Raw genomic sequence first — 26301 nt, 5'->3', positions numbered from 1 at the left:
AGTGAGTAGGAAGTAGTGAGTAGTGAATAGTGAAGATCGGCGCCGGTTCGGGCCGACTACTCACTACTCACTACTCACTACTCACTCCTTTTCTCACGCCGCTTGCCTGACCTTGCCGCTCATCCCCTCGGATGCGGCAAGGATCGCCTTGACGATGTTGTGGTAACCGGTGCAGCGGCAGATGTTGCCTTCGAGCTCTGCGCGCACCGTCGCTTCGTCGAGGCCTTCGGGGTGGCGCTTGATCATGTCGGCCGCCGTCATGATCATGCCCGGCGTGCAGAAGCCGCATTGCAGCCCGTGATGCTCCTTGAACGCCGCCTGCACGGGATGCAGGTCGGCACCGTTGGCAAGCCCCTCGATCGTCACCACACTCGATCCGGACGCTTGCACCGCGAGCATCGTACAGGATTTCACCGCCTTGCCGTCGACATGGACGACGCAGGCGCCGCATTGCGAGGTATCGCAACCGACATGGGTACCGGTGAGGCCGAGATTCTCCCGCAAGAAGTGAACCAGCAGCGTCCGGTCCTCGGCCGCGCCGCGGACCTGTTTTCCGTTCACCATCAACGAAACGTCCGACATGAATCCTCCCTGGGTATCACCTTGGTCATCACGCTGCCGAGGCGGTGTTGGCTTCGGCCATGCGTTATTCGTACACCGCACAAGCCGTAAAAAACAGCGCAGCGCAAAAGCCGGATCATTGTACTTTCGGCCATGGGAGGGCGAAACACGCATTCCCCTCGCCCCATTGCCAAAATGCCGATTGGCGGCAACAATGACCTTCGACGTTGGCGCGCAAGAAGCACATAAACAGCGCGCACAGACAGCGTCGGAGGAAATGCGGGAGAACGTCGCTGACCGTTTCACGGACGCGCTACGCATGCGGCTTGTCGGCGCTGACCACGGACGAGCCCGACCCGGACGTCTTCGCACGCGCGGTAGCGGCGGAGGCCGCCGCCATCGAGGCCGGCTTCGCCCTGTTGTTCTTTTCCCAGCGCCTTGTCGAGGCCGGCGCCCTTACGCGTGCAATCGCGGCCCATGCGCCGGCGCTCCACTACGCCGGCTGCTCGACCGCCGGCGAAATCACGCCGCAGGGCCTCGAGGAAGGCCATATCCTCGCCATGCTGCTCCCTTCGGCGTCATTCACCGCGGTCAGCGCCACGGTGGCCAACCTGTCGTCATCCGGCTTGGACAGGGTCACTGGTGATGTCGAGGATCTGAGACGCGCGCTGCAGGGCCGCATCGGCGAAGAGCGGACCAGGAACACCTTCGCGCTCTGTTTCATTGACGGACTGTCCTATGCCGAGGAAGCGGTGAGTTCGGCCATCCATTGGGGCCTCGACGACATACCGCTGCTCGGCGGTTCCGCCGGTGACGACCTGAAATTCGAGACGACGAGCCTGATCTCCAACGGCAAGGTCACGTCCGACAGCGCCATCATCGTGCTGGTCGCTACGGAAATCCCTTTCCATGTCTTCAAGACCGACAATTTCGTTCCCACCGACGAAAAGCTGGTGGTCACCGCGTCCGATCCCGATCACCGCATCGTGCGCGAGTTCAATGCCACCAATGCGGCCGAGGAATATGCCGCTTCGGTCGGCATCGTCGCGCAGACGCTGACGCCGCTGAGCTTCGCCTCGCATCCGGTGGTGGTGAAGGTAGGCGGTGAATATTACTGCCGCTCCATCCAGAAGATGCACGCGGACGGCTCGCTGTCGTTCTTCTGCGCCATCGACGATGGTGTCGTGCTGTCGATCGCCCAACCCAAGGACATGGTGGAATCGACCCGCGCGGCCCTGCTCGACGTCGAGGCGAGGCTTGGCGGCATCGACATGATCATCGGCTTCGACTGTGTCCTGCGCCGGCTGGATGCGCGCAACCGGCAGGTCTTTCGCGAAATTTCCGAACTCTACCGGGTCAACAACGTCATCGGCTTCGGCACTTATGGCGAACAATACCGGTCGATGCATCTCAACCAGACCTTCACCGGCATCGCCTTCGGCGAGCGCCCGGCCGCCGAGTGAGCGCTGCGGTGCCCCTCAAGGACATAGACGATCCCGACAGGCTGAAGAAGATCAACGCCGCGCTGGTCAGCCGGGTCGAGCGCTCGATGGATCAGCAAGGCAACGCCTTCTCGCTGTTCCAGACCGCGATCTCGCTGGAAAGCAGGGTGCGCGCGCGCACCGAGGAACTGCACTCGACCCTGCGGCGGCTGGAACAATCGAACATCGACCTCAGCGCCGCCAAGGAAAATGCCGAGCAGGCGAACCTGTCCAAGACCCGCTTTCTCGCCGCGGCCAGCCACGACGTGCTGCAGCCGTTGAATGCGGCGCATCTGTCCGTCTCCGCCCTTGCCGAAGTCCAGACCAGCGACGAGGGCCGGAAACTGGTGCGGCAGGTCGAGCGCTCGCTGGAGACGATGGAGGACCTGCTGCGCACGCTGCTCGACATCTCCAAGCTCGACGCGGGCGTGGTCCAGCCCGACATTGGCGACGTCAGCCTGGAGGCGCTGTTCTCGTCGCTGCGGTCGGATTTCCAGCCTGTGGCCGAACTGAAGGGCCTGTCGCTGAAATTCCGCGCTGTCAACGCCGTGGTCCGCTCCGATCGCACGCTGCTGCGCCGCATCCTGCAGAACATCCTCTCCAATGCGCTGGGCTACACCCGCTCGGGCGGCGTCCTTGTTGGCACCAGGCACCGCGGCGATGCCATCCGCATCGATGTCGCCGACACCGGCTGCGGCATTCCCGACGACCAGCGCGAGGCGGTGTTCGAGGAGTTCCATCGCGGCATCATGCCAGCCAATGCCGAACTCGCCGGCGGCGGCCTCGGCCTTGGGCTGGCCATCGTGCGGCGCATCGCCGGCGCGCTCGGCCATCCCGTGACGTTTTCCTCGAAGGTCGGCCGCGGCACGATCTTCCACATCGATGTCCCTGTCGGCATCGGTGCCACGGCCGACGCCATTGCCAGCGCTGCAAGCCTGGAGCGGCCGCGCGGCTACGGCTTGTTCGGCACCAAGGTTCTGCTGGTCGAGAACGATGTCGAGGTGCTGCAGGCGATGACCTCGTTGCTCGAACGCTGGCAATGCCTGGTGCGCGCCGCGACCTCGACCGACCACGCGCTCGACATGCTCGGCGACACGGACTGGGTGCCCGACATCGTCATAGCCGACCAGCACCTCGACGGCGGCGATCTCGGCACCACCACCATATCGAAGGTCCGCCGCTATCTCGGCCGCGCGGTGCCGGCGCTGATCGTCACCGCCGACAGTTCCGAAGCCGTCGCCAAGGCGGCGCGGGCCGGCGGCATCGAGCTGATGCGCAAGCCGCTCAAGCCCGCGCAGTTAAGGGCGCTGCTGGCCCATCTGCTGGCTTAGACCTGCCCCTCAAAACCCCGCTTGGTCCCGAAACAGCTCCGCATTGTCCAGCTTCGAAACCTCGATCACCGCTTGCGTGCGGCTGTAGACGTTGAGCTTGCGCAGGATCTCCGAGACGTGCGCCTTGACCGTGGTCTCGCCCACCTGCAGCTCATAGGCGATCTGCTTGTTGAGCAGGCCTTGGCGCAACATCTGCAACACGCGCAATTGCTGCGGCGTCAATGTCGACAGGCGCTGCACCATGTCGGCGCGGTCGGTGCTGTCGGCGTCGGGCGGGCGGCCCTCATAAGTTTCCGGAACATAGATGGCGCCCTCCATCACCGAGCGTATAGCGTTGGCCAGATCGCTCTTGCGGGCCGATTTCGGAATGAAGCCGGCAGCACCGTAGGACAGCGCCTCGGAGATGATCTTGGGCTCCTCGTAACCGGACACTATGACCACGGGCAGGCGCGGATAGCGGGTCCGAAGCTGCAGCAACCCCTCGAAGCCGTGCACGCCGGGCATGCTGAGATCGAGCAGGGCAAGGTCGAACGGCTTTGTCCCGGCCAGCAGGTCGAGTGCCTCGGCGATCGAGCGCGCCTCCACCGTGTCGACCTCGGGATAGGCCATCTGCACGGCGCTGTGCAGCGCCTCGCGAAACAGCGGATGATCGTCGATGATCAGGAACCGGGCGCTGTCAGTGGCTGCTGTCATGTGGCTCGTTTCGGTTTGCCGGCCGCAGCATAATCCTGCGACCATGGCCGACTTATTGGCAAATAGTCTATCCCGGTCGAGGATGCATCGGCGCGAAAGTGATGGAAACTCGGGATTCGTTATACGGGCGGGCCGGCCAATGCTTTATGAAAAGCGACGCCTTGCCCGGCCCCTCAATTCGGCCGAAGGTGCCCGCCGGCCCGACATCCAACCGCAGAGACAGACCATGACCGCCTTTGTCCTCCCCGCCCCCCCAACGCCCTCGGTCGCAGTGGCCGGTTCGAGCGAGCGCTTTGCGGTGCGCCGCATCTTCTGCGTCGGCCGCAATTACGCCGCGCATATCAGGGAGTTCGGCAATGACGAGCGCGATCCACCCTTCTTCTTCACCAAGCCGGCCGATGCTGTGGCAGACTCCGGCGTTACGGTCCCCTACCCGCCCCTGACGACCAACCTGCACCATGAGATCGAACTGGTGGCCGCGATCGGCAAGCCGGGCTTCCGCATCCCGCGCGCCCAGGCGCTGGATCATGTCTGGGGCTATGCCGTCGGCATCGACCTCACCCGCCGCGACCTCCAGGACGACGCCAAGAAAGCGGCGCGGCCATGGGACTGGTCGAAGGCTTTCGACCGCTCCGCGCCGTGTGGTCCTCTGGTTCCCGCGCAAAAATCCGGCCATCCGAGCCAGGGCCGTATCTGGCTGGCCGTCGACGGCAAGGTCCGGCAGGACGCCGATCTCGCCGAGTTGATCTGGCCGGTCTCCGACATTGTCTCGATCTGCAGCGAAGGCATGGAATTGCAGCCAGGCGACCTCATCTTCACCGGCACGCCGGCCGGTGTCGGCGCGGTCAAGCCTGGCGAGACGATGACCGGCGGCGTCGACGGCATCGGCACGATCGAAGTGACCATCGGCCCGCCAAATCGGTGAGTGCATGAGCGACATCGTCCTTCACAACTACTACCGCTCCTCCACCTCCTACCGGGTGCGGATTGCGCTGGAGATGAAGGGGCTGACCTATGACTACGTGCCGCATCACCTACGCCATGGCGAACATCTCGAACCGGCTTATCTTGCGGTGAATCCCCAAGGGTTGGTGCCGGCGCTGATCCTGGGTGACGGCACCCTGCTGACGCAATCGCTGGCGATCATCGAATTCCTCGACGAGACGACGCCGGAACCGCCTCTGCTGCCGAAGGACGCAGTTGGGCGCGCCCGCGTCAGGATGCTGGCGCAGATGATTGCCTGCGATATCCATCCGGTGAATAATTTGCGTATCCTGACCTCACTGCGAACCCTGTTCGGCGCCGGCGACGAGGATGTCGCCAACTGGTTCCGGCACTGGGTCAAAGAGGGTTTCAAGCCACTCGAAGGCCTGCTGATGGCTTCGCCCGAGACCGGCACGTTCTGCCACGGCGACACGCCGGGGCTGGCCGATATCTGCTTGGCGGCACAGGTCACCAGCAATGCCCGTTTCGGCGTCGATATGGCGCCCTACCCGACGATCTCGCGCATCAATGCCGCCTGCATGGCCCTGCCGGCCTTTCAGAAAGCCGCGCCGCAGAACCAGATCGATGCCGAGTAACCTTCATTCGGCGACGCGCAGCGTCACCCTCGGCGCATGCGCAAAGGGCCGACTTGTCTGGCGGAATCGATTTCCGCTTGACCGGCCAGGGAATCGGCTATCGTTTCCCGAAGTGCGCGCAAGGTGGAGTTGCCGATGAAAGCCGTCGTCTTCGAAAAATTCGGCGAAGCGCCGACGATCCAGACCGTTCCCGATCCGAAGCCGGCCCCGGACGGCGTCGTCATCAAGGTCGAGGCGACAGGTCTGTGCCGCAGCGATTGGCACGGCTGGATGGGCCATGACGCCGATATCCGCTTGCCGCATGTCCCCGGTCACGAACTGGCCGGCGTCGTGGTAGCCGCCGGCAAGCAGGTGACCCGCTGGAAGGCTGGCGAGCGCGTCACCGTCCCGTTCGCCGTCGGCTGCGGCCATTGTTTCGAATGTACGTCCGGCAATCACCAGGTCTGCGAGCATCAGTCCCAACCGGGCTTCAACGCCTGGGGCTCGTTCGCCGAATATGTCGCCATCGAGCACGCCGACACCAATCTCGTGCGCCTGCCCGACGAGATGGAATTCGCCACTGCCGCCAGCCTCGGCTGCCGCTTCGTCACCTCGTTCCGCGCCATCGTCGACCAGGGCCGGGTGACGCCGGGCGAATGGGTGGCGGTGCATGGCTGCGGCGGCGTCGGCCTGTCGGCGATCATGATCGCCAGCGCCATGGGCGCCAACGTGATTGCAATCGACCTCACCGAAGAGAAGCTGGACTTCGCCAGGAAGATCGGCGCGGTGGCGACCATCAACGCGGCGACGACCCCGAACGTCGTCAAGGCGGTCAAGCAGATTACCAATGGCGGCGTGCACATGTCCATGGATGCGCTCGGCCACCCCACGACATCGTTCAATTCGATCGCCAATCTGCGCCGGCGCGGTCGCCATGTGCAGGTCGGCCTGATGCTGGGCGATCACGCCCGCCCGCAGGTTCCGATGGACAAGGTGATCGCCTTCGAGCTCGAAATCCTCGGCAGCCACGGCATGCAGGCCTACCGCTACCCCGCGATGATGGAGATGATCCGCACCGGCAAGCTGCGACCCGAGCTGCTGGTCGGCAAGAAGATCAGCCTTGAGGAAGCGCCGGCCGCGCTGATGGCGATGGGCGGCTTCGAAGGCATCGGCATCGGTGTGGTGACGAAGTTTTAGCCAGCGGCGCTGGTCGCGCGCCATGGCAAATCCCGCTTGGCAAACTTTTTGGCGCCGAACACGCACAGCACCACGCCGAGCGTGATGACGACCATAAGAGGGCTGACCTGCTCATGCAGCAGTGTCGCCGCCAGCGCGAGGCCAAAGAAGGGCTGCAGCAGTTGCAACTGTCCCACGGCGGCGATGCCGCCTTGCGCGAGGCCGCGATACCAGAACACGAAGCCGATCAGCATGCTGAACAGCGAGACATAGGCAAGCCCGATCCAGGCATTGATCCCGACCGTGGTGAAGGACGGTGGCAGGGTTACCACGGTCAGCACCAGCATGACCGGCAGTGACAGCACCAGCGCCCAGCAGATCACTTGCCAACCGCCCAGCCTGCGCGACAGCGCAGCGCCTTCGGCGTAGCCCAGGCCGCAAACGACGATGGCGGCGAGCATCAGTGCATCGCCAACCGGCGAGGCCGTCACGCCTTGCGCTAGCGCAAACCCGCCCACCAGCGCGCTGCCGAGGCATGAGAACAGCCAGAAGGCCGGCCTCGGCCTCTCGCCCCCGCGCAGCACGCCGAAGATCGCGGTCGCCAGCGGCAGCAGGCCGACGAAGATGATGGAGTGGGCAGAGGTGACATGCTTCAGCGCCAGTGCAGTCAGCAAGGGAAAGCCGACCACCACACCCAATGCGACGATGACAAGCGACATCAGGTCGTGACGCTCCGGGCGCTTCTCGCGGAACACGAGCAGCAACGCGAGGCCAAGCAAAGCTGCTATCACCGCGCGCGCCGACGTCAGGAATGTCGGATCGAAATCCATCACCGCCACGCGCGTTGCCGGCAAGGAGCCGCTGAAAATCAACACGCCGATGAATCCGCTCACCCAGCCGCTCGTCGTCTTGTCCATTCCAGGCGCTCCATCCGTTGCCCCCTCTATCGGGCCCATACCCATGGCGCGACCAGAGACAATGCAGTACAATTCAACAAAACTGTCATGGTTTGTCGGAAGGTACAGATGGACGAATCAGCGAGATTCGACAACAGCGGAACCCTTGTCGAAGGCATCATGTCCACCATCCGCCAGCGAATTGCCGCGCGTAGCCTCACGCCCGGCGCCCAATTGCCCTCGATCCGCGCCTTCGCGAAATCCATGCAGGTTTCCAAATCCACGGTGGTGGAGGCCTATGAACGCCTGGCGGCGGAAGGCGCGATCCGTTCCCGGCCAGGCTCCGGCTTCTACACCGCCGGATCGCTGGCGCCGTTGTCGCTCGCCGAGATCGGCCCCCGGCTCGACCGCGCCGTCGATCCGCTCTGGGTTTCGCGGCAGTCGTTGGAAGCGGGCGACGATATGCTGAAGCCCGGCTGCGGCTGGCTGCCTGCCTCGTGGATGCCGCAGGCGGCGCTGCGCCGCGCGCTGCGCACCGTGGCGCGCGCCGATGATGTGGCGCTCGCCGACTACGGCACGCCGCTCGGGCTGCCGCCGCTGCGCCAATTGCTGGCGCGGCGCATGGCCACGCATGGCATCGAGGCTTCCCCCGAACAGATCATGCTGACGGAATCGGGCACGCAGGCCATCGATCTCCTGTGCCGGTTCCTGCTCGAACCCGGCGATACGGTGCTGGTCGACGATCCCTGCTATTTCAATTTCCACGCCCTGTTGCGCGCCCATCAGGCCAAGGTCGTCAGCGTCCCCTATACGCCATCGGGGCCGGATATCGACTTGTTCGCGCAGGCGCTGGCCGAGCATCGGCCGCGCCTCTACATCACCAACTCCGCCATCCACAACCCGACCGGCGCGATCCTGTCGCCGGTCGCCGCGCACCGGCTGCTCAAGCTCGCCGATCAATCGGACCTGACCATCGTCGAGGACGACATCTTCGCCGATTTCGAACACGCCCCTGCCCCAAGGCTCGCGGCTTTCGATGGTCTCGAGCGTGTCGTCCATATCGGCAGTTTCTCCAAGACGCTTTCGGCCTCGATACGCTGCGGCTTCATCGCCGCGCCCCGTGACTGGATGGAAGGGCTGGCCGACCTCAAGATCGCCACCACCTTCGGCGGCGGGCGGCTCGCGGCCGAATTGGTGCTGACCCTGCTCAGGGATGGCAGCTATCGCAAGCATATGGACCTGCTGCGCGCCCGGCTTTCGCGTGCCATGGGCGAGACAGGCGCCCGGCTGAAGGCGATCGGCATCACGCCCTGGATCGAGCAGCCCGCCGGCCTGTTCCTCTGGTGCAGCCTGCCGGATGCAGTGGACGCAGCCGAGGTTGCCCGCCGAGCGCTTGCGGCCAATGTCGTGCTGGCGCCCGGCAACGCCTTCAGCCTGTCGCAATCGGCCAGCCGCTTCCTGCGCTTCAACGTTGCCCAGTGCGAAGACGAGCGAATCTTCCGGACGCTGGAGGCTGCCATGCCGCGCTGAAGGCCGCGGCGAGGCTTGCGCGATCAGGACTTCATGCAAATCTCGCGCACGCAACTGCGCAGCCAGCGCTGCGCCGGATCGGCATCGAGCCGCGGATGCCAGAGCATGGAAATGGTGACCGCCGGGATGTCGACCGGCAGCGAGAAGCTCCGCATGCCGGCGCGCGCGCCTTGCGTATGCCGCTCGGGCACGCTGGCGATCAGGTCCGAGGCGCGCGCCATGGCGAGTGCGGCCGAAAAACCGGAAGCCATGCACACGACCGTCCGTTGCAATCCGAGCCGGCTCAAGGCCTCATCGATCGGTCCTCTTTCGCGGCCCCGCCGCGAGACGTTGATGTGACGGCCTGCCACATAGCGTTCCGGCGTCATCGCGCCCTGGCCCAGCGGGTGGTCGTTGCGCACGGCGCCGATGAAACGGTCGCGAAAAAGCGCCTGGATGCGCACCTCCGGCCCGCTTTCATCGGCCACGCCTACCTCCAGATCGATCGCAGCTTCGCGGAGCGACGCCATATCTTTCTCCGACTTCGGCGCGAAACGCAGCCTTACGCCCGGCGCGTCGGCCTCGATGCGGGCGATCAGCCGCGGTCCGAACTCCTCGACGAAGCTTTCATTGGTGCGCAGCGTGAAGGTCCTCTCCAGGCCCGGCAGATCGAGCAGTCTGGCCGGGCGCAGCAGCGTTTCCGCATCCTGAACCACACGGCCGACCTTTTGGCGCAGTTCCTGCGCGCGTGGCGTTGGGACCAGGCCGCGACCGGCGCGCACCAGCAGCGGATCTCCCGTCGCCGCGCGCAGCCGCGCCAGCGTGCGGCTCATCGCCGAGGGGCTGAGCCGCAACCGCGTCGCGGCACGCGCCACACTGCCTTCGGCCAGCAGGACATCAAGGGCAACGAGCAGGTTGAGATCGGGCGATGTCATCGGCGGATTATAACATGATGTGGCGTTCAATGCACTGATATCATGCAAATGCTGCGTCTTCCGCCATATCAGCCGCAAGATTAGATCTCTGGCGGCTCCGGTTTCCGGAGTGGGCAGAAAGGAGATCGCCATGGCAATCGCGGAGCAGGATCGGGATGTGCTGATATCAGCGCCGCAACAGAGAGGATCGGCAGGGTGGGCGCTGGCGAGCCTGTCGCTGGCCACGCTGCTGTCGTCGCTCGGCACCAGCATCGCCAGTGTCGGCCTTCCCTCGCTGATGCAGGCATTCGACGCTTCGTTCCAACAGGTACAATGGGTCGTGCTCGCCTATCTGCTCGCGATCACCATTCTGATCGTCAGTGCCGGGCGCCTCGCCGATATGCTCGGGCGGCGACCGCTGCTGCTTTTCGGCATCGCGCTGTTCACATCGGCGTCGGTGCTCTGCGGCCTCTCGCCGGCTTTGTGGCTGCTGATCGCGGCGCGGGCGGTGCAAGGGCTTGGCGCGGCGCTGATGATGGCGTTGACATTGGCCTTTGTCGCCGAGACGGTGAGCAAGGCCAGAACCGGCAGCGCCATGGGCCTGCTGGGCGCCATGTCGGCCATCGGCACCACGCTCGGCCCTTCCTTGGGCGGCCTGCTGATCGCCGCTCTCGGCTGGCGTTCGATCTTCCTGGTCAACGTGCCGCTCGGCGTCCTGACCTTTGCCATGGCCTGGCGCGCTTTGCCTGCCGGCAATCGGATGACGCGGACCGGTCAAGCCGGCTTCGATGGTTTGGGCACGGGCCTGCTGGCCCTGGCATTGGCGGCTTATGCGCTTGCGATGACACTGGGTAGAGGCAGTTTCGGGCTCATCAATATCGGCCTGCTGGTCGCGGCTGGCATCGGCATCTTCCTGTTCGCCACGGCGCAAAGGATGGCGAAAAACCCATTGGTCGAGCTTTCCGCCTTCCGTGATCTCTCGCTGAGCGCCAGCCTGGCCATGAACCTGATCGTCGCCACCGTGATGATGGCGACCTTGGTGGTCGCGCCGTTCTATCTCTCGCGCGGGCTCGGACTGGACGCGGCAAACGTCGGACTGGTGCTCTCGACAGGCCCGCTGGTCTCTGCGCTGTCGGCTTTACTGGCCGGACGCCTTGCCGACCGCTTCGGAGCCCATAGGATGATGGTCGCGGGCCTGCTTGGCCTTGCCACGGGGACGTTTCTCCTGTCCCTGGCAATGACGGCACTCGGCATCGCCAGCTATGTCGTCCCCATCACCGTCACCTGCTTCGGCTATGCCCTGTTCCAGACGGCGAACAATGCCGCCGTCATGAGCAGCGTCGGCGCCGGTCAACGCGGCCTCATCTCCGGCCTGCTCAACCTGTCGCGCAACCTTGGCCTCATTACGGGCGCCTCGGTGATGGGCGCCATATTCGCCACCGCATCAGCCGGAGGACGCGAAGGCATCGGCCAGAGCATGCTGACGTCAGCGGCGGCGGCCAGCGGAATGCAGGTGACCTTCCAGACGGCAACGGCCCTGACGCCGGCGGCGCTGGTGCTGGCGCTGGTTTCGGCTCGCGCCGTCGGCCGCGCTGCGCCCGAAATGCGCGCTCAGCCTTTTGCCGAACCGGCAGGCAAAGAACCGTGACAAAGATCGATTCAGGGGCCTGACGGACTCCCGTTCAGGCCCCTGCCCGCTTGCGGCGCTCATAGAGCATGACCAGCGTCTCGGCCGTCAGCGCCGGCTTTTCCTCGCCTTCGATCTCGACGGTGTTGGCGGCCTTCATCAGGTATTGGCCCGGCCCCCTGTCCTCCATGGACAGCAGCGTGGTGCGCAGCCGGATGCGTGCGCCCACCTTGACCGGCGCCAGGAACCGCACCTTGTCGAAGCCGTAGTTGAAGGCGGCCTGCGTGTTCTCGGGCACGATTCCCATGCCGAGCGCCAGCGCGCCGATGATCGACAGCGTCAGGTAGCCATGCGCGATCGTCGTGCGGAATGGGCTTTGTCGCCGCGCCCGTTCGGGGTCGACATGGATCCACTGATGGTCGCCAGTGCATTCGGCGAACTGGTTGATACGGTTCTGGTCGACTGTCGTCCATTCCGAGACGCCGAGCTCCTGCCCGGACATCGTCCTCAACTGCTCGTAGGTCGGCGGCGTCTTAGGCCGTATTTCGGTCATTCCTGTTTTCCCGATGGCTTCCAACGCTTCCGGACCACGAACCGGCGGCTCCTGTCAATTCGCCCTGCATGATTCCGTTCCCCCAGGATCGACGTGAATCCTGGCATCGCGTCAAGCCGTATTTGCCCGGTGCAACAGCGTGGCGGGCCGATGAGAGAGCATGCGAACAAACCTTCGCCGAGTGCAGGGCTGGCAGGCAATCAGTCTTTGGCACGCGAGCTACTTCTTCTCGAAGCCGGCGCGGATTTCCTCCATCGCCTCCTTGATGCGCATGCGCAGGATGTCGACCGATTCGGTGCCGGATTTCCTGGCCAGCTCGGCCACTTCGCTGGCATTCTTCAGCGTGGTCTCGAAGGATTTCCTGGCGAACTCAGTCTGTTTGGCCATCAGGTCCTGCGGCGTGCCCGGCGCTCTGTAGCTTTGCGTCATGTCGGCGATTTCGCGCAGCGTGTCCTGAAGCATCTCGCGTTGCCTGGAAAACAGCGACGACGCGCCGGCGGCACTTGCCCGCGCCGATTTCTCCAACGCTTCGAGGTTCTTGCGGTGGTGCGCGAGGATCGCCTCGACATCGACATTGGGCAGTTTCAGGTCACGGCCGAACCGACCGAACATGTCCGTGAAGGAATCGGAATCCGGTCGTTTGGCCACGCTCATCTGCTCCCCTGTTGCCGCGACTGCTGATGCCCGGCCCCATGAGAATAGGGCATGGCGTGCGCCCGTCAATTGACGAGAAACAGCCGCTCCGCGGTGTAAAGCGCGATGCCGGCCAGACCGCCGATGATCATTCCGTTGAAGCGGATATATTGCAGGTCCCGGCCGATGTTCATCTCGATCAACCGCGTCAGTTGCGCCAGGTCCCAGCGCTTGACCTGGTCGGCGATGAATTTCGATACGCCGCTCTTCTGGCTCTCGACGAAAGAGGACAGCGCCACCACGAATCCCTGGTTCATGTCGGCCCTGATCTTGGCGTCTCCGGCCAGATGCCTGCCGACCTCGACGAACATGTTGGCAAGATGCGCGCGGATGATCGATTGCGGCGCCTTGGCATCCTGCTCGATGAACAGGCTGAGACTTTCCCACATGTCGCCGGCCAGCGCCTTGACTTCGGGCCTGGCGAGGAAATCGCGCTTCAGCTTCTCGGCGCGCCTTGCATATTGCTTCGACGTTCTCAGCCGCTCGACGAAGCCCTGCGCGAAACGGTCGAATTCGGCGCGCATCGGGTGGTCGGGATCGGCTCTCACCTCGTCGAGCAGCGAACCGGCCGAGGCGACGATCTTCTTCAGGAGATAGGCGTCGGCCCGGAACAGGTTGAACAGCGACGGCAGTTCCTCGCGGATCTTTTCGCGCATGGTCGTCAGCGCCTGTTCATCGTTGAGGAACCGGCCGATCACCTTGATGAACTCATCGAACAGCCTCTGGTGGCGGCGATCGTCGGTCAGGGCCGAGAGCAATTCGGCCGCCAGGGGCGCCAGCGGCACTTTTTCGATCTGCTCCAGCATCCGGCTGGTGACGAAGCCGCGCAGCCCCGATTGCTCGACGGCGGCAAGCGTCTGCGGAATCAGCCGCACGACGAAACGCGACAGGCCCGCGGCGCGCTCGGAATCGGCCAGCCAGTCGGCGACAAGCGCCGAGAAATCGACTTCGGCCAGCTTTTCGCGCACCGGTTCGGGGGCAAGGAAATTGACTTCGATGAAACGGCCGAGATTGTCGGCGATGCGGTTCTGGTTCTCGGGGATGATCGCGGTGTGAGGGATCGGCAGACCGAGAGGCCGCTTGAATAGCGCGACCACAGCATACCAGTCGGCCAGGCCGCCAATGGTCGCCGCCTCGGCAAAGGCGGCGACGAAGCCGAGCCATGGATGTGTGCCCTCGAAGGACTTGGCCAGGGCGAACACTGCGACGCAAAGCGCAAGTGCCGACGTGGCGACGAATTTGGTCCGCCGCAGCATGGCAAGCTTGGCACGCGAGTCGGCATCGTATCCGGCGGAAGCCAGGACCGTGGCTGGTTGTGACATGTCGGAGCCGCTCCTCGTCGATCTCGGGCCTATTAGAGCATTCCAGGAAAGGGTGTGTCATGGTGTTCCTGGGAAAAGCGCGTGGCGCTTTCCCAAGGGAATTGCGTAAAAAACAAAGAGTTGGAGCGGTCGACCATTCTGCCAAACGTTGGACCGCTCTGGTGTTTCACCCGAGGAAATGCGCGTGACAGCCGAATCGGCCGCGTCTTGCTGCGTGGCGCACACAAAGTTGACGAGAATGTTCAGCTATTATGCGAGGCTAGTCTGGAATTATTCCAAGGTATAGGCCATATTCCGCAGGGGCCGGTGTGGCGAATCCGAACGCTCGGAGCAAGCCGCACCAGCAAAGTTCCAATCCGGCGTGATCGCAGCTCGCCAGCGCTTTGTGAGGACAAGATGCGGCTTACCCGCCAGACCAATTATGCCATGCGCATCCTGATGTATTGCGCCGCCAATACCGATCGGCTGAGCCGCATTCCCGAGATCGCCGCCGCCTATTCGGTGTCGGAGCTTTTCCTGTTCAAGATCCTCCAGCCGCTGGTCGAGAATGGCCTTGTCGAGACGGTGCGCGGCCGCAATGGCGGCGTCAGGCTTGGCCGTGCCGCGGAATCGATCAGCCTGTTCGACGTCGTGCGCGTGACGGAGGAAAGCTTCGCCATGGCTGAGTGCTTCGAGAACGACGCCGCGGAGTGCCCATTGGTCGACAGCTGCGCGCTGAATTCGGCGTTGCGCGAAGCGCTCAACGCCTTCTTCGCCGTGCTTGCCCGCTATACGATCGCCGATCTCGTGGCGGCGCGTCCGAACGTGCGCAGCCTGCTCGGCATCGACATGTTGGAGCGCCGTGCGCCGGCGGCCTGACCACATCGCGATATTGCTCGGCAGGTCGAGATTAGGCTATTTGCGCCTCGCCTGAATATCAACTGACCGACGATTGCGGCAGCACGAACGGTGTATTGCCGGCCGGCAGGACTCCGACCCTCAAGCGGCAACCGAACACCCTTTCGATCAGATCGTCGTTGAGCACATCCTGCGGCGAACCGGTGGCGGCAAGCCGGCCGCGGTGCATGACGAAAATACGGTCGGCATACATCGCCGTCAGGTTGAGATCATGCAGGATGGCGATCACGCCGCCGCCCCTTCTGGCGAAGTCGCGGGCGATGTTCATGATGATCAACTGGTGCTTGATGTCGAGGCTGGACACCGGCTCGTCCAGGAACAGATAGCGCGGCTTGCCGTCGAGCATCGGCGCCCAGACCTGGCACAGCACCCGGGCGAGTTGAACGCGCTGCTGCTCGCCGCCGGAAAGCTCCTGGTAGAAGCGACCGGCGAAACCGGCGAGGTCGACACGCGCCAACGCCCGTTCCGGCAGGCGTTCGTCCTCGCCCGGCAGCACACCCGAGCGGCCTCCGACAAGGCCGAGCCTGACAATCTCGCGCACGGTAAAGGGAAACGACAGGGTCGTCGCCTGCGGCAGCACCGCGCGCAGCGTCGCCGCCTCGACTGGCGTCATGGTCGAGAGTTCGCGGCCGTCGATGGCAATCCGGCCAGTATGCGGGAGTTCCCCCGACAGCGCCTTGAGGAAGGTCGTCTTGCCCGACCCATTGGGCCCGACAATGGCCGAAATCTCACCCGGCCTGACCTCGAAATCGACGCCGGCGACGATGCCTTTCCTGCCGATCGCCACCGAAACATCGCGCGCTTCGATCATGAAACATCCCTAAAGGTCGATGACGCCGCGCTTGCGCAGCAGAATCCAGAGGAAGAACGGCGCCCCGGCGATCGCCGTGACGATGCCGATCGGCAGTTCTGCGGGCGCAACAATGGTGCGCGCGACCGCGTCGGCCAAAAGCAGCAGCGAGGCGCCGAGCAGCGCCGAGGCCGGCAGCAGATAGCGATTGTCGGGGCCGATCAGCAGGCGCAGCAGATGCGGCACCACGATCCCGACGAAACCGATACCGCCGCTGACCGCGACGGACGCGCCGACCGCCGCCGAGACGCCGACGATGGCCGTGTACTTAAGCCGCTGCACCGGAATGCCGAGATGGCCGGCGGTCGCCTCGCCCAGCGCCAGCGCATTGAGGCCGCGCGCCAGGAACGGCATCGCCGCCAGCGAAAGCGCGATGACGGGCCCGACTGAGCCGATCTTCTGCCATGTCGCGCCGGCCAGCGAGCCGAGTTGCCAGAAGGTCAGGTCGCGCAATTGCCGGTCGTCGGCCATGAAGATCAGGATGCCTGTCAGCGCCATGGCAAGCGCGGCCAGCGCGAGGCCGGCAAGCAGCATGGTGGCGACGGATGTGCGGCCCTGCCGCGTCGCGACCCTGTAGAGCAGCAACGTCACCGACAACCCGCCGCAGAAGGCCGCCAGAGGAAGGGCCAGCGCGCCCAACCAGGCGGTCACCGGAGACAGCACGGTCGTGCCGAGCACGATGACGGCCACCGCGCCGAGGCTGGAGCCCGCCGAAACGCCTATAAGTCCGGGATCCGCAAGCGGATTGCGGAACAGCCCCTGCATGACCGCGCCGGACACCGCGAGGGCGGCCCCGATCAGCACGCCGAGCACGACGCGCGGCAGCCTTATGTCATAGACGATGAGGCGATCTCGCGCGCTCATCGCCACGTCGCCAGGCGCTGCGCCGAACAGCCAGTCGCCGACGACCTTGACCGCGGACGCATCCGAGGCGCCGGAGGTCAGCGACAGCAATACCGCTGCCGCAAGCATGACGCAGGCGAGCGCGATGACCAGACGGGCGCGCCCGGAACGGTCACCGTCGCTGGCCATCTTCCTTTCCGCCGGCCCGGCGATCGACTGGTCGACCATGCCGCTCAGTCCGTAATCTGCGTGCCATAGAGCGCGACGGTAAGGTCGTGGACGGCGTCGGCCGTCCGTGGTCCGAAGCCGAGCAGGTACCCGCCGTCGATGCGGATCAGCTTGTGCGCCGTTCCGGCCGGCGTCGAGGCGATCGACGCATTGCCGAACAGTTCGTCGTCCGATACCGGCGGCCCGGCATTGCTCATCATCAGGATCGCGTCCGGCCTGGCGGTGACGACAGCCTCGTCGGACAGTTGCTTGTAGCCGGAGAAGCCTTCGATCGCGTTGACGCCGCCGGCCAGCTTGATGATGCCGTTGGCCGCGGTGTCGCTGCCGGCCGCCATGATCTTGCCGCCCTGCATCGACAGCACGAACAGCACGCGCTTGCGCTGCTTGATCGAGGCCGTCTGCTTTTCCGCCGCCTGCAGCTTGGCATCGATCTCCCTGGCCAGCGCTTCGGCCTTGGCGTCGGCGCCGAGCGCCTTGCCGACCACGCGGACCTTTTCGAGGATGCCCTCACGATCGTACCGGTCAGGCACCTCGATGAAGGGGATGCTCGTCTTTTTCAGCACATCGAGCGCCTCCTTGGGGCCGCTGCCGTGCAGCGCCAGCATGCCCGAAGGGTTGACCGACAGCACACCCTCTGGCGACAGCTGACGCATGTAGCCGACATCCGGCAGGTCGAGAGCGGCTTTCGGATAGCGGCTGGTGGAATCGCGCGCCACAAGATGCTTTTCCTCGCCGAGCGCGTAGACGATCTCGGTGATCGAGCCGCCGATGGACGCGATCCTGGTGGGATCGGAGAAGACGGAGACACCGTCGCTGGCGTCGGCCGGCTGCAGCGCGCCGAGGGCAAGGGAAAAGCCGAGCATCGGGCCAAGCATCGATCCGCGCGCGGCCGTCAAGCCGGTGAGAAGACCCATCATCGTTTCCTCAGGCTGCCGTCGGGCTTGGAATGCGCGGCAGGTTTTCGGCCAGGAAGCGCCAGTCGTCGCGCTCACCCTCTCCTTCATGGCGCTTGCCGAAGAACTGGATGATCATGGTGCCGACGGCGTCGTAGACCTCCAGCGACGTGACATGACCGTCCTTGGTCGGCTTGCGCACGGCCCAGACCTCATGGATGTGGTCGGTGCGCAGGTGCAGATGGAAGGTCTCGTCCAGCACATTGATCCATGGCCCCATCGGCTTGATCGACTTGACCGGACCGGAATGGATCTGGATACAGCCGCGGTTTCCCACAAAGCACATGATCGGCATTTCGCCCGCGGCGGCATGATTGAACATGGCTCTCACCGCATCATTGTCGAGCAGCCAGGCGTAGTCCTGGCCCACCATGCGCACAGCCTGGCGGCGACTGAGCTTCAACGTCTTCAGCATGCCGAAGAACTGATGCACGTCGGTCAGCCGGCTCCAGCGATCGCGCAGATCGTCAAGATTCGCGGTCGTTGCCGCCGCCTCGCCTTCGTCTTCGGAGGCTTGCCCCGAAATGGCGACCATCGGTTCCTGGTTCGACGATTCCAGCGAAGCGACCAGTTTCTGATAGGCATAGAGATTGGATCCCGGCCGCAGATGCACCTTGTGCACCGCCTCGCCCGCCGCGTCGAAGAATTGCAGGCTGCGGCGGATGTCGTCGCCGTCGCGCTTTTCCACGGCAAAGCCGTGCGCCCAGATTTTCGGGAAAATGCGCAGGTCGATGTTCTCGCCCAGCACCATGGCATTGTGATTGCCGGTGACGACCTTGTCATAGACGCCGATCTTCTCATGCACGGCGCTTTCGTTGCGGGTCAGCGCCATCACCTCGCCGACGGCTTCGAGGCCGATCAGGAGGTCGTTGACGCGTGGCTCGACGCGAACGACGCCGTCGCCGCAATGCGCGGCGACCAGCTCGGCCTCCGAAATGCCAAGCTGCGCGGCCAGATCGCGCTCGCGCGTTTTCGGATTGTCCGTCCGCGCCCGCCGGATTTCGTGCGGGGCGGGTTTCACGCGCTGGTCCATTGTCCTGACCCCTTCCGCTTACTTGTTGAGGATGAGCTTGCCCTGGCGGGTGATCTTGAGCCGGTAGAGCGCGCCGTGATGCTCGATGCCGATCTCGTGCTCGCCCTGGAACAGCGTGTTGCTCGACAGCGTGCGCACCGCCAGCGGAACGCGGTCGAAGCGGGCGGAGGCATCGTCGGAACGGCGGACGCGATAGCGGAAGTCGTTGGGATTGTGCGTGTTCATGTGGATCGGTCCCTTTCCTGTGCCGGGCGTCTGGCTAGGCGTTTGCGTAATCCGATTCATTCTTGACTCGAATAATCATGTTTACTAGTCAGTGCAATACCGGATTAAATTAGTCAAGATTTAAGACGCTGAATACGATCACAAATGCCAGCCAGCCCCAGGCCAGCCCGCATCAACCTGGAAACTTTGGAGTTGGGGCATATGGGGTTAGCGATTTGGGAACGGCGCGGCTGGTCGGCGGCGAACGGTGCAGCGGCTTTGCTGGCGGGCGTGGCGGCGATTGCCTTGTTCGCGCCACCCGCCAACGCTCAGCAATCGGCACAGGCGGCGGGAGAGCAGGCCGATCAATCGAAGCAGGCTGAGCAGGAAAAGCCGGCGCTGGCGGGCGCAACGCTGCTCGACAAGGTCCTGGTCATCAGCCGCACGGGGGAAACGGCGATCCAATCGCTGGCCTCGGCCAGCCATGTCGACCAGGAACAGCTCGACCGCCGCATGGCGACGACGCCGAACGAAATACTGTTCGGCGTGCCCGGCGTCGCGGCGCAGGCCGATGCCAGACGCGTCAGCACCAGCGTCAACATCCGCGGCCTGCAGGATTTCGGCCGCGTCGCGGTCATAGTCGACGGCGCGCGGCAGAACTTCCAGCGTTCCGATCACGGAACCCAATCGACTTTCTATGTCGACCCCGAACTTATCAAATCCGTCGACGTCATCCGTGGTCCCGTCGCCAACACCTATGGCTCGGGCGCGATCGGCGGCGTGGTTTTCTTCGACACCAAGGATGCCCAGGACTTCCTCAAGCCGGACGAGACATGGGCTGGTTCCGTCACCGGACGTTACGAGAGCAACGGCAAGGGCTGGACCACCAGCGCGTCCGGCGCCTATCGCTTCAACGAGAACTGGGATGCGCTGGGCAACATCGTCTACCGCGACTACGATGACTACAAGGATGGCGGCGGCGACACCGTCAAGGGCACCGGCTTCGACGTATTGAGCGGATTGCTCAAGACCACAATCCGCCCGAGCGACAATAGCGAACTGAAGCTCGGCTGGGTTGGTTCGAGCGACGGCTGGAACGAGATCAGCGGCGGCATGCCGGCCAATGACGTCGACCTGAAGTCGGACACCTTCACCGCGCGCTACAATATCACGGACGAAGACAGGAGCTGGCTCGACCTCCACGTCAACACCTCCTACAACAAGACCAATCTCGACCTGACCAGCCTTGTTCCTCAGCGCCGCTTCGATCCCGTCACCGGCCTTCCCGTGATATTGCCGGCAGGTTCGACATCGACCTTCGATGTCGGCACCGCCGCCATCGACATCTGGAACACGTCGCGATTCGAGACAGGCGGCCTCGCGCATGAACTGACCTATGGTGGCGACTGGGTGAATGACGACGTCGAGACTGGCGGCACGGCAGGCGGCGACAGCTTCTACACGCCTTCCGGCAAGCGCAATGTTTCCGGCGCCTACGTGCAGGACAAGCTCAGCTGGGATTGGCTCGAAGTCATCGCCGGGCTGCGTTACGACAACTACAGCCTCAAGGACGGCACGCACGAAGCGTCGGGCGACCGCCTGTCGCCGCGCATCACCGTCGGCGTTTCACCTTTCGAAAGCGCCAGCCTTGCCGGCCTGCAATTCTACGGCACCTATGCCGAGGGCTACCGGTCGCCGTCGCTGACCGAAACCCTGATCAGCGGCAACCACCCGGCGGGGGTGAGCTTCCCGTTCCTGCCCAATCCCAATTTGAAGCCCGAAACCGGCAAGACCGTCGAATTCGGCGTCAACTACAAACAGAACGACATTCTCGAATCCGGCGACGCGTTTCGGCTGAAGGCCGCCTATTTCAACAACGACGTCGAAGACTATATCGAGGGCGTTACGCTGTCGGCCTTCGACCCGACCAGCGGCTGCCCCTTCGGGCCGGGCATTCCGATCTGCTTCCAGTACCAGAACTTCGCCAAGGCAAAGATCAACGGCTTCGAGATGGAAGGCGTTTATGATGCAGCATGGGGCTACGCCGGACTTTCCGCCTCCATTATCAATGGCCACACCATATCCTACGAAGGCGATCGGGCGGACCTTGCCACGATCCCGTCTGCGCAGGTCACCGCGCAGCTCGGCCTGCGCTTCCTCGAGGACAAACTCACTGTCGGCGGCGAGGTGCAGTACAATGGCAAGCCCAAGGGCAACCCGATCACCGAGGACTATACGCTGGTCAACGCCTTCGCCAGCTACCAGGCGACCGACAATCTGAAGGTTGATTTCCGCGCCGACAATCTGTTCGATGTCAAATACGCCAACCCGTTGAACGGTAGCACGACGGTCGCGGTCTATGAACCGGGCATAACGCTGAAGCTGGCGGCAACGATGCGATTTGGAGGATGATGATGACGAGCTTGACGGCATCCCTTCGCCTGCTGACCTCGGCGCTGGCGATGTCGCTTGCAGCGGTTCCGGCGTGGGCACAAGAGTCCGCGCCGGCGCCTGCTCTCGCCCTAGAACTCAATGGCGCGCAACCCTCCGAAAAGGGCTGCCGCCTGACCTTCGTGGTCACCAACAATCTCGGCGCCGACCTTTCCAGGGCGGCGTTCGAGATCGCGCTGTTCAACGACGCCGGCGTCGTCGACCGCCTGACCGTGCTCGATTTCAAGGACTTGCCGGCCGGCAAGACCAAGGTGACGCGCTTCGATCTCGCTGGTACCAACTGCGCCAAGGTCAGCCGCGTGCTGATCAACAGCGCGACCGAATGCGTCGGCACCGGCGTCGAGCCGAACACCTGCATGCGAAAACTCAAGACAGATGCCAAGACCAGCATCGCCTTCGGGGTCTGAGCACGGTGTGGACTGCGTGCGGCATTCCTGCGGCACGCAACCAGGCCTTTCTGAACGTACCCAATCGGGAACCACCCGTCTCAGTCCAGGAAATCGAAAGGAACTCCATGTACATCGCCATGAACCGCTTCAAGGTGCAGAACGGCTCGGAAGCCGATTTCGAGGCTGTGTGGAAAAACCGCGATTCCAGCCTTGCGGAAATGAAGGGGTTCCGCGAATTCCATCTGCTGCGCGGCCCGGTCAACGAGACCGAGGGCTATACGCTGTTTGCCTCGCACACGGTCTGGGCAAGCCACGAGGATTTCGTCGCCTGGACCAAGTCGGAGAACTTTCGCGCCGCCCACAGGAACGTCGGCACGACAAAGGTCCATTATCTCGGCCATCCCCAATTCGAGGGCTTTTCGGTCGTCGAGGGCGCCTGAAGCGACCTCGCCCGCCGGATAGGATCCTTACGCCGCCGCAAGCAGGCTGGCATTGCCGCCCGCGGCGGTGGTGTCGACACAGACGGCCCGCTCATGCACGTAGGCCGCCGGATTGAGCACCTCGCTGACCAGCGGCACGATCGGCCCTGAGCGTTCGGCGATCACCTTGCGCACGATGCGCGCCGCTTCCGGCGTCCCCGAGAAGGCGACGACGTCGACGCGCAACGACCGAGCCTCGACCGGATCGGGGCGGCCGTCGATTGCCGCCAGCGGGAGGCCCTTGCCGGTAAGCGCCGAAAGCGCCGCCGGCGCGCCTGGCGCCACCGCCAGCACCGCGTTGCCGGCGGCAAGCGCCTGGATCGTCTGCGCAAGCAGCGTGTCGCCGTCCGGTCCCAGGCACAGCACCCGGCCGCGCGGCGCCAGTGACAGCGTGTTGGCCTCGCCGGTCGGCCCGGGCAGGTCGACCTGGCCGAAATCGATACCGGCGGCTGCTCCGATCGCCGCGGCACCTTTGCCGCGCAGGTGCTTGCGCAGAATGGCGACGCGGTCCGGCCGCGTCGACCAGCCGCCAAGCGCGGGATCGGGCAGGTTGTCGGCGAGCTCGGTCGCCGTCACCTTGTGACCGTCGGCAAGCGGCGTACCTGCCTCCGGTCCCTTGCGAAAGCGCCGGAGATAATGCGGTCCGCCGGCCTTGGGCCCTGTGCCGGACAGCCCCTCGCCGCCGAACGGCTGCGAGCCGACGACCGCGCCGATCTGGTTGCGGTTGACATAGATGTTGCCGGCATGGATCCCGTCGACGAAGTGCTGAACCCTGCCCTCGATGCGGGTGTGCAGGCCGAAAGTCAGGCCATAGCCCTTGCGGTTGATGGCGGCGATCACCGCGTCGATCTCGTCGGCATCGAAACTGGCGACATGGAGCACCGGCCCGAACACCTCGCGCTCCATCTCCTCGATACCCTTGACCCGGAACACATGCGGCGCGACGAAGCGGCCCTCCCTGGGTGCTTCGAGCTTGGCGATCAGCCGGCCCTGCAGACCCATTTTGGTGCAGTACTCGCGGATCGAACCCCGCGCCTCGTCGTCGATGACGGGACCGACATCCGTCGAGATAGCCCAGGGATCGCCGACCTTGAGCGCTTCCATGGCGCCCTTCAGCATCTCCAGCATCTTCTTCTCGACGTCCTTCTGCACATAGAGGACGCGCAGCGCCGAACAGCGCTGGCCCGCACTCTGGAAGGCGGAGGCGAGGATATCGCGCACCGCCTGCTCGGGCAGCGCGGTGGAATCGACGATCATGGCATTCAGGCCGCCCGTCTCGGCGATCAGCATGGCGTCGGGCGCGGCTGTCTCGGCCAGTTGCTTCTCGATCAGCTTGGCGACCTCGGTCGAGCCGGTGAAGCAGACGCCGGCAATGCGCGGATCTGATGTCAGCGGTCCGCCGACCGAGGGGCCGTCGCCCGGCAGAAGCTGGATGACGTCTTCCGGCACGCCGGCTTCGCGCAGCATTTCGACGGCCCGGAAGGCGATCAGCGGCGTCTGTTCGGCGGGCTTTGCAATCACCGAATTGCCGGTGACGAGCGCTGCCGCGATCTGGCCGGTGAAGATGGCGAGGGGAAAATTCCACGGCGAGATGCAGACAATGACGCCGCGCGCCTCGGTGCCCGCCTCGGCATTGCTCGCCTCGGCGGCGTAATAGCGCAGGAAATCCACGGCCTCGCGCACTTCAGCGACGCCGTCGGCCAGCGATTTGCCCGCCTCGCGGGTGGCCAGCGCGAAAAACTCGACCGCATTGGCCTCGTAGAGGTCGGCGGCGCGATTGAGGATGGCGGCACGTTCGGCAACCGGACGCTTTGCCCAGGCCGGCTGCGCTTCGACAGCGATGCGCACGGCGGTTGCCACCTGCTTGGCGGTGGCTTCGCTTACCGTGCCCACCACTTCCGAAGGCCTGGCCGGATTGACGACCGGGCGTTGCTCGCCATAGCCGGCGGCGCGCGTGATGGGCTTGGCGTGCCAGCGGTCGGGGCCAGCGAAGGCTGTCCTCTCCTTGTCGATCGCCGCCAGCGTCACCGGATCGGTGATGTCGAACCCCTTTGAGTTGCGGCGGCCGGCGCCGAAGATCACGGCAGGCCGGGGGATCGCGGGATTGGCGGCGGGACCCTGGCTCTCGACCGCCTCGAGCGGGTCGCGCGCAATGTCTTCGGGCTCGACATCCTCGTCGGTGAGTTGGTGGACGAAAGACGAATTGGCGCCGTTCTCCAGCAGCCGGCGCACCAGATAGGCGAGCAGGTCGGAATGCGCGCCGACAGGCGCGTAGATGCGGCAGCGCGTGCCTTCGGCCTTGCGCACCGTCTCGTGCAACGCCTCGCCCATCCCGTGCAGGCGCTGGAACTCGAAGCTATCACGGTTCTTCGTCATCGACAGGATGGCGGCGACAGTGTGGGCATTGTGGGTGGCGAATTGCGGATAGATGCGATCGGTCATCGACAAAAGCTTTCTCGCGCAAGCGAGATAAGAAACGTCGGTGTTGACCTTGCGGGTGAAGACGGGGTAGCCGGCGAGCCCCAGCGTCTGCGCCCGCTTGATCTCAGTATCCCAATAGGCACCCTTGACCAGTCGCACCATGATGGTGCGGTCGTGTTTCCTGGCAAGCGCATAGAGCCAGTCGATGACGAAGGCCGCGCGTGGTCCATACGCTTGCACCACCACACCGAATCCGTTCCAGCCTGCGAGCTCCGGCTCGGCAAGCACGCGCTCTATGACGTCGAGCGAGAGGTCGAGGCGGTCGGCCTCCTCCGCATCGATGTTGAGGCCCATGCGCGAATGGCGCGCCGCGAGTGCCAGCGAAAGGAGCCGCTCGGCCATGACGGGCAGCATCTCTTCCTTCTGCGCTTCCTCGTAGCGCGGATGCAGCGCCGAGAGCTTCACCGAGATGCCGTGGTTATGGCGAATGTCAGGCCCGTTTGAACCCGCATCGAGTGACGAGATGGCATCGGCATAGGCCTTGTGGTAGCGCAGCGCATCTGCCTCGGTGCGAGCCGCCTCGCCCAGCATGTCGAAGGAATAGAGATAACCCTTCTGCGTCATCGGCCGGCCGCGCTTGACGGCTTCGGCTATGGTGCGGCCGAGCACGAACTGCTCGCCCATTTCGCGCATCGCGGCCGCCACCGCCTTGCGGATGACGGGCTCGCCCAGCCTGCGCACCATGGCGCGCAACGTGCCTTCGATGCCGCCCTCGCCTTCGTCAAGCACGCGGCCGGTCAGCATCAGCGCCCAGGTCGAGGCATTGACGAAGATCGAGCTCGAACCGCCCGAATGCGCAGACCAGTCGTGCGGCGCGATCTTGTCGGCGATGAGGTCGTCCATCGTCTCGGTATCGGGCACGCGCAGCAGCGCCTCGGCCAGGCACATCAGCGCCACGCCCTCCTTGGTGGAGAGGCCATAGGCGGACAGGAAAACCTCCATCAGCCGCGGATCGGACGAGCCGCGCACCGCCCGCACCAGATCGGCGGCACGAGCCGAGATCGCCCGGCGGTCCTCCACCGAGAGGCCGCTCGCCTCGGCCAGCCGCTTCACGGCCTGGTCCTCGTCGGGCAGATAGTTGGCGCGGATCTGCTGGCGGATGGCATCGAGCGCTGGCATGGCGGGTCCTACGGGCAAGCACAAGGGAGCGGGCCGGCGGTCACCGGACCGAATGGCGC

General features: G+C 64.6%; 24 protein-coding genes. 11 read left to right on the top strand and 13 right to left on the bottom strand.

The window, feature by feature from the left end:
- Positions 1-93 precede the first annotated feature (93 nt).
- The gene (locus FJ964_RS16820; protein ID WP_140521053.1) at positions 94-582 is read right to left on the bottom strand and encodes a (2Fe-2S)-binding protein; all 489 of its coding nucleotides are present in this window, start codon (positions 580-582) and stop codon (positions 94-96) included.
- Between the two features lie 305 nt (positions 583-887).
- On the opposite strand from FJ964_RS16820, the gene FJ964_RS16815 reads away from it, so the two are divergent.
- Together FJ964_RS16815 and FJ964_RS16810 are read left to right on the top strand one after the other, a co-directional pair.
- Entirely contained in the window at positions 888-2024 is a 1137-nt protein-coding gene (locus FJ964_RS16815) for an FIST signal transduction protein (protein WP_140551423.1), read from the top strand.
- 8 nt (positions 2025-2032) lie between these two features.
- Positions 2033-3373: a hybrid sensor histidine kinase/response regulator gene (locus FJ964_RS16810; RefSeq protein WP_140551422.1), complete on the top strand. Its 1341-nt coding sequence runs from the start codon at positions 2033-2035 to the stop codon at positions 3371-3373.
- 9 nt (positions 3374-3382) lie between these two features.
- Here FJ964_RS16810 and FJ964_RS16805 read toward each other — a convergent pair whose 3' ends face one another.
- On the bottom strand, positions 3383-4066 hold the full coding sequence (locus FJ964_RS16805; RefSeq protein WP_140495724.1) for a response regulator transcription factor: 684 nt from the start codon (positions 4064-4066) through the stop codon (positions 3383-3385).
- 226 nt (positions 4067-4292) lie between these two features.
- On the opposite strand from FJ964_RS16805, the gene FJ964_RS16800 reads away from it, so the two are divergent.
- The 3 genes from FJ964_RS16800 (at position 4293) to FJ964_RS16790 (ending at position 6822) form a co-directional block, all read left to right on the top strand.
- Positions 4293-4991 carry a fumarylacetoacetate hydrolase family protein gene (locus FJ964_RS16800; protein ID WP_140551421.1) on the top strand — a complete coding sequence of 233 codons (699 nt, stop codon included), beginning with the start codon at positions 4293-4295 and terminating at the stop codon, positions 4989-4991.
- A 4-nt stretch (positions 4992-4995) separates the two neighbouring features.
- Positions 4996-5646: a maleylacetoacetate isomerase gene (gene maiA / locus FJ964_RS16795; RefSeq protein ID WP_140551420.1), complete on the top strand. Its 651-nt coding sequence runs from the start codon at positions 4996-4998 to the stop codon at positions 5644-5646.
- Between the two features lie 135 nt (positions 5647-5781).
- A complete protein-coding gene (locus FJ964_RS16790; protein ID WP_140551419.1) occupies positions 5782-6822 on the top strand; it encodes a zinc-dependent alcohol dehydrogenase family protein in 1041 nt (346 codons plus the stop codon).
- Here FJ964_RS16790 and FJ964_RS16785 read toward each other — a convergent pair.
- Positions 6819-7718, bottom strand: a complete 900-nt coding sequence (locus tag FJ964_RS16785; RefSeq protein ID WP_140551418.1) for a DMT family transporter — start codon at positions 7716-7718, stop codon at positions 6819-6821. The genes FJ964_RS16790 and FJ964_RS16785 overlap by 4 nt on opposite strands.
- Positions 7719-7826: 108 nt before the next feature.
- On the opposite strand from FJ964_RS16785, the gene FJ964_RS16780 reads away from it, so the two are divergent.
- Complete coding sequence (locus FJ964_RS16780) at positions 7827-9227, top strand: PLP-dependent aminotransferase family protein (protein ID WP_140551417.1); 1401 nt, start codon at positions 7827-7829, stop codon at positions 9225-9227.
- Between the two features lie 23 nt (positions 9228-9250).
- Here the strand turns inward: FJ964_RS16780 and FJ964_RS16775 are convergent, their stop codons facing one another.
- Positions 9251-10141: a LysR family transcriptional regulator gene (locus FJ964_RS16775; protein WP_140551416.1), complete on the bottom strand. Its 891-nt coding sequence runs from the start codon at positions 10139-10141 to the stop codon at positions 9251-9253.
- A 130-nt stretch (positions 10142-10271) separates the two neighbouring features.
- Here FJ964_RS16775 and FJ964_RS16770 point away from each other — a divergent pair, with 130 nt between their 5' ends.
- Positions 10272-11768 carry an MFS transporter gene (locus FJ964_RS16770; RefSeq protein ID WP_140551415.1) on the top strand — a complete coding sequence of 499 codons (1497 nt, stop codon included), beginning with the start codon at positions 10272-10274 and terminating at the stop codon, positions 11766-11768.
- A 34-nt stretch (positions 11769-11802) separates the two neighbouring features.
- Here the strand turns inward: FJ964_RS16770 and FJ964_RS16765 are convergent, their stop codons facing one another.
- The 3 genes from FJ964_RS16765 to FJ964_RS16755 form a co-directional block, all read right to left on the bottom strand.
- Positions 11803-12300 (bottom strand): MaoC family dehydratase, encoded by a 498-nt coding sequence (locus FJ964_RS16765; protein ID WP_140495716.1) that lies wholly within the window; start codon positions 12298-12300, stop codon positions 11803-11805.
- A gap of 219 nt (positions 12301-12519) precedes the next feature.
- Positions 12520-12948, bottom strand: a complete 429-nt coding sequence (locus tag FJ964_RS16760) for a phasin family protein (RefSeq protein ID WP_140551540.1) — start codon at positions 12946-12948, stop codon at positions 12520-12522.
- Between the two features lie 71 nt (positions 12949-13019).
- On the bottom strand, positions 13020-14315 hold the full coding sequence (locus FJ964_RS16755) for a DUF445 domain-containing protein (RefSeq protein WP_140551414.1): 1296 nt from the start codon (positions 14313-14315) through the stop codon (positions 13020-13022).
- Positions 14316-14711: 396 nt separating this feature from the next.
- Between FJ964_RS16755 and rirA the strand changes: the two genes are divergently transcribed.
- On the top strand, positions 14712-15173 hold the full coding sequence (gene rirA, locus FJ964_RS16750; protein WP_140551413.1) for an iron-responsive transcriptional regulator RirA: 462 nt from the start codon (positions 14712-14714) through the stop codon (positions 15171-15173).
- A 58-nt stretch (positions 15174-15231) separates the two neighbouring features.
- Here the strand turns inward: rirA and FJ964_RS16745 are convergent, their stop codons facing one another.
- From FJ964_RS16745 to hemP, 5 genes are read right to left on the bottom strand one after another with little or no spacing between them, the layout of a single operon-like run.
- Complete coding sequence (locus FJ964_RS16745; RefSeq protein WP_140551412.1) at positions 15232-16023, bottom strand: heme ABC transporter ATP-binding protein; 792 nt, start codon at positions 16021-16023, stop codon at positions 15232-15234.
- Between the two features lie 9 nt (positions 16024-16032).
- Entirely contained in the window at positions 16033-17133 is a 1101-nt protein-coding gene (locus FJ964_RS16740; protein WP_140551411.1) for an iron ABC transporter permease, read from the bottom strand.
- Positions 17134-17138: 5 nt separating this feature from the next.
- The gene (locus FJ964_RS16735) at positions 17139-18047 is read right to left on the bottom strand and encodes a hemin ABC transporter substrate-binding protein (RefSeq protein WP_140551410.1); all 909 of its coding nucleotides are present in this window, start codon (positions 18045-18047) and stop codon (positions 17139-17141) included.
- 10 nt (positions 18048-18057) lie between these two features.
- Positions 18058-19119: a hemin-degrading factor gene (locus FJ964_RS16730; RefSeq protein WP_140551409.1), complete on the bottom strand. Its 1062-nt coding sequence runs from the start codon at positions 19117-19119 to the stop codon at positions 18058-18060.
- Between the two features lie 18 nt (positions 19120-19137).
- Complete coding sequence (gene hemP, locus FJ964_RS16725; protein ID WP_023757683.1) at positions 19138-19344, bottom strand: hemin uptake protein HemP; 207 nt, start codon at positions 19342-19344, stop codon at positions 19138-19140.
- A 201-nt stretch (positions 19345-19545) separates the two neighbouring features.
- Between hemP and FJ964_RS16720 the strand changes: the two genes are divergently transcribed.
- From FJ964_RS16720 to FJ964_RS16710, 3 genes are all read left to right on the top strand, one after another.
- Positions 19546-21735, top strand: coding sequence for a TonB-dependent hemoglobin/transferrin/lactoferrin family receptor (locus FJ964_RS16720; RefSeq protein ID WP_140551408.1), 2190 nt, complete (start codon positions 19546-19548; stop codon positions 21733-21735).
- Between the two features lie 2 nt (positions 21736-21737).
- A complete protein-coding gene (locus tag FJ964_RS16715; RefSeq protein ID WP_140551407.1) occupies positions 21738-22181 on the top strand; it encodes a hypothetical protein in 444 nt (147 codons plus the stop codon).
- Between the two features lie 107 nt (positions 22182-22288).
- Entirely contained in the window at positions 22289-22603 is a 315-nt protein-coding gene (locus FJ964_RS16710) for an antibiotic biosynthesis monooxygenase (protein WP_027043825.1), read from the top strand.
- Between the two features lie 27 nt (positions 22604-22630).
- Here FJ964_RS16710 and putA read toward each other — a convergent pair whose 3' ends face one another.
- Entirely contained in the window at positions 22631-26242 is a 3612-nt protein-coding gene (gene putA, locus FJ964_RS16705) for a bifunctional proline dehydrogenase/L-glutamate gamma-semialdehyde dehydrogenase PutA (protein ID WP_140551406.1), read from the bottom strand.
- Positions 26243-26301: the final 59 nt, after the last annotated feature.

The sequence above is a fragment of the Mesorhizobium sp. B2-3-2 genome (assembly GCF_006442295.1).
In the GTDB taxonomy this organism is placed as follows: domain Bacteria; phylum Pseudomonadota; class Alphaproteobacteria; order Rhizobiales; family Rhizobiaceae; genus Mesorhizobium.
This window is presented reverse-complemented; position numbering and strand designations above follow the sequence as displayed.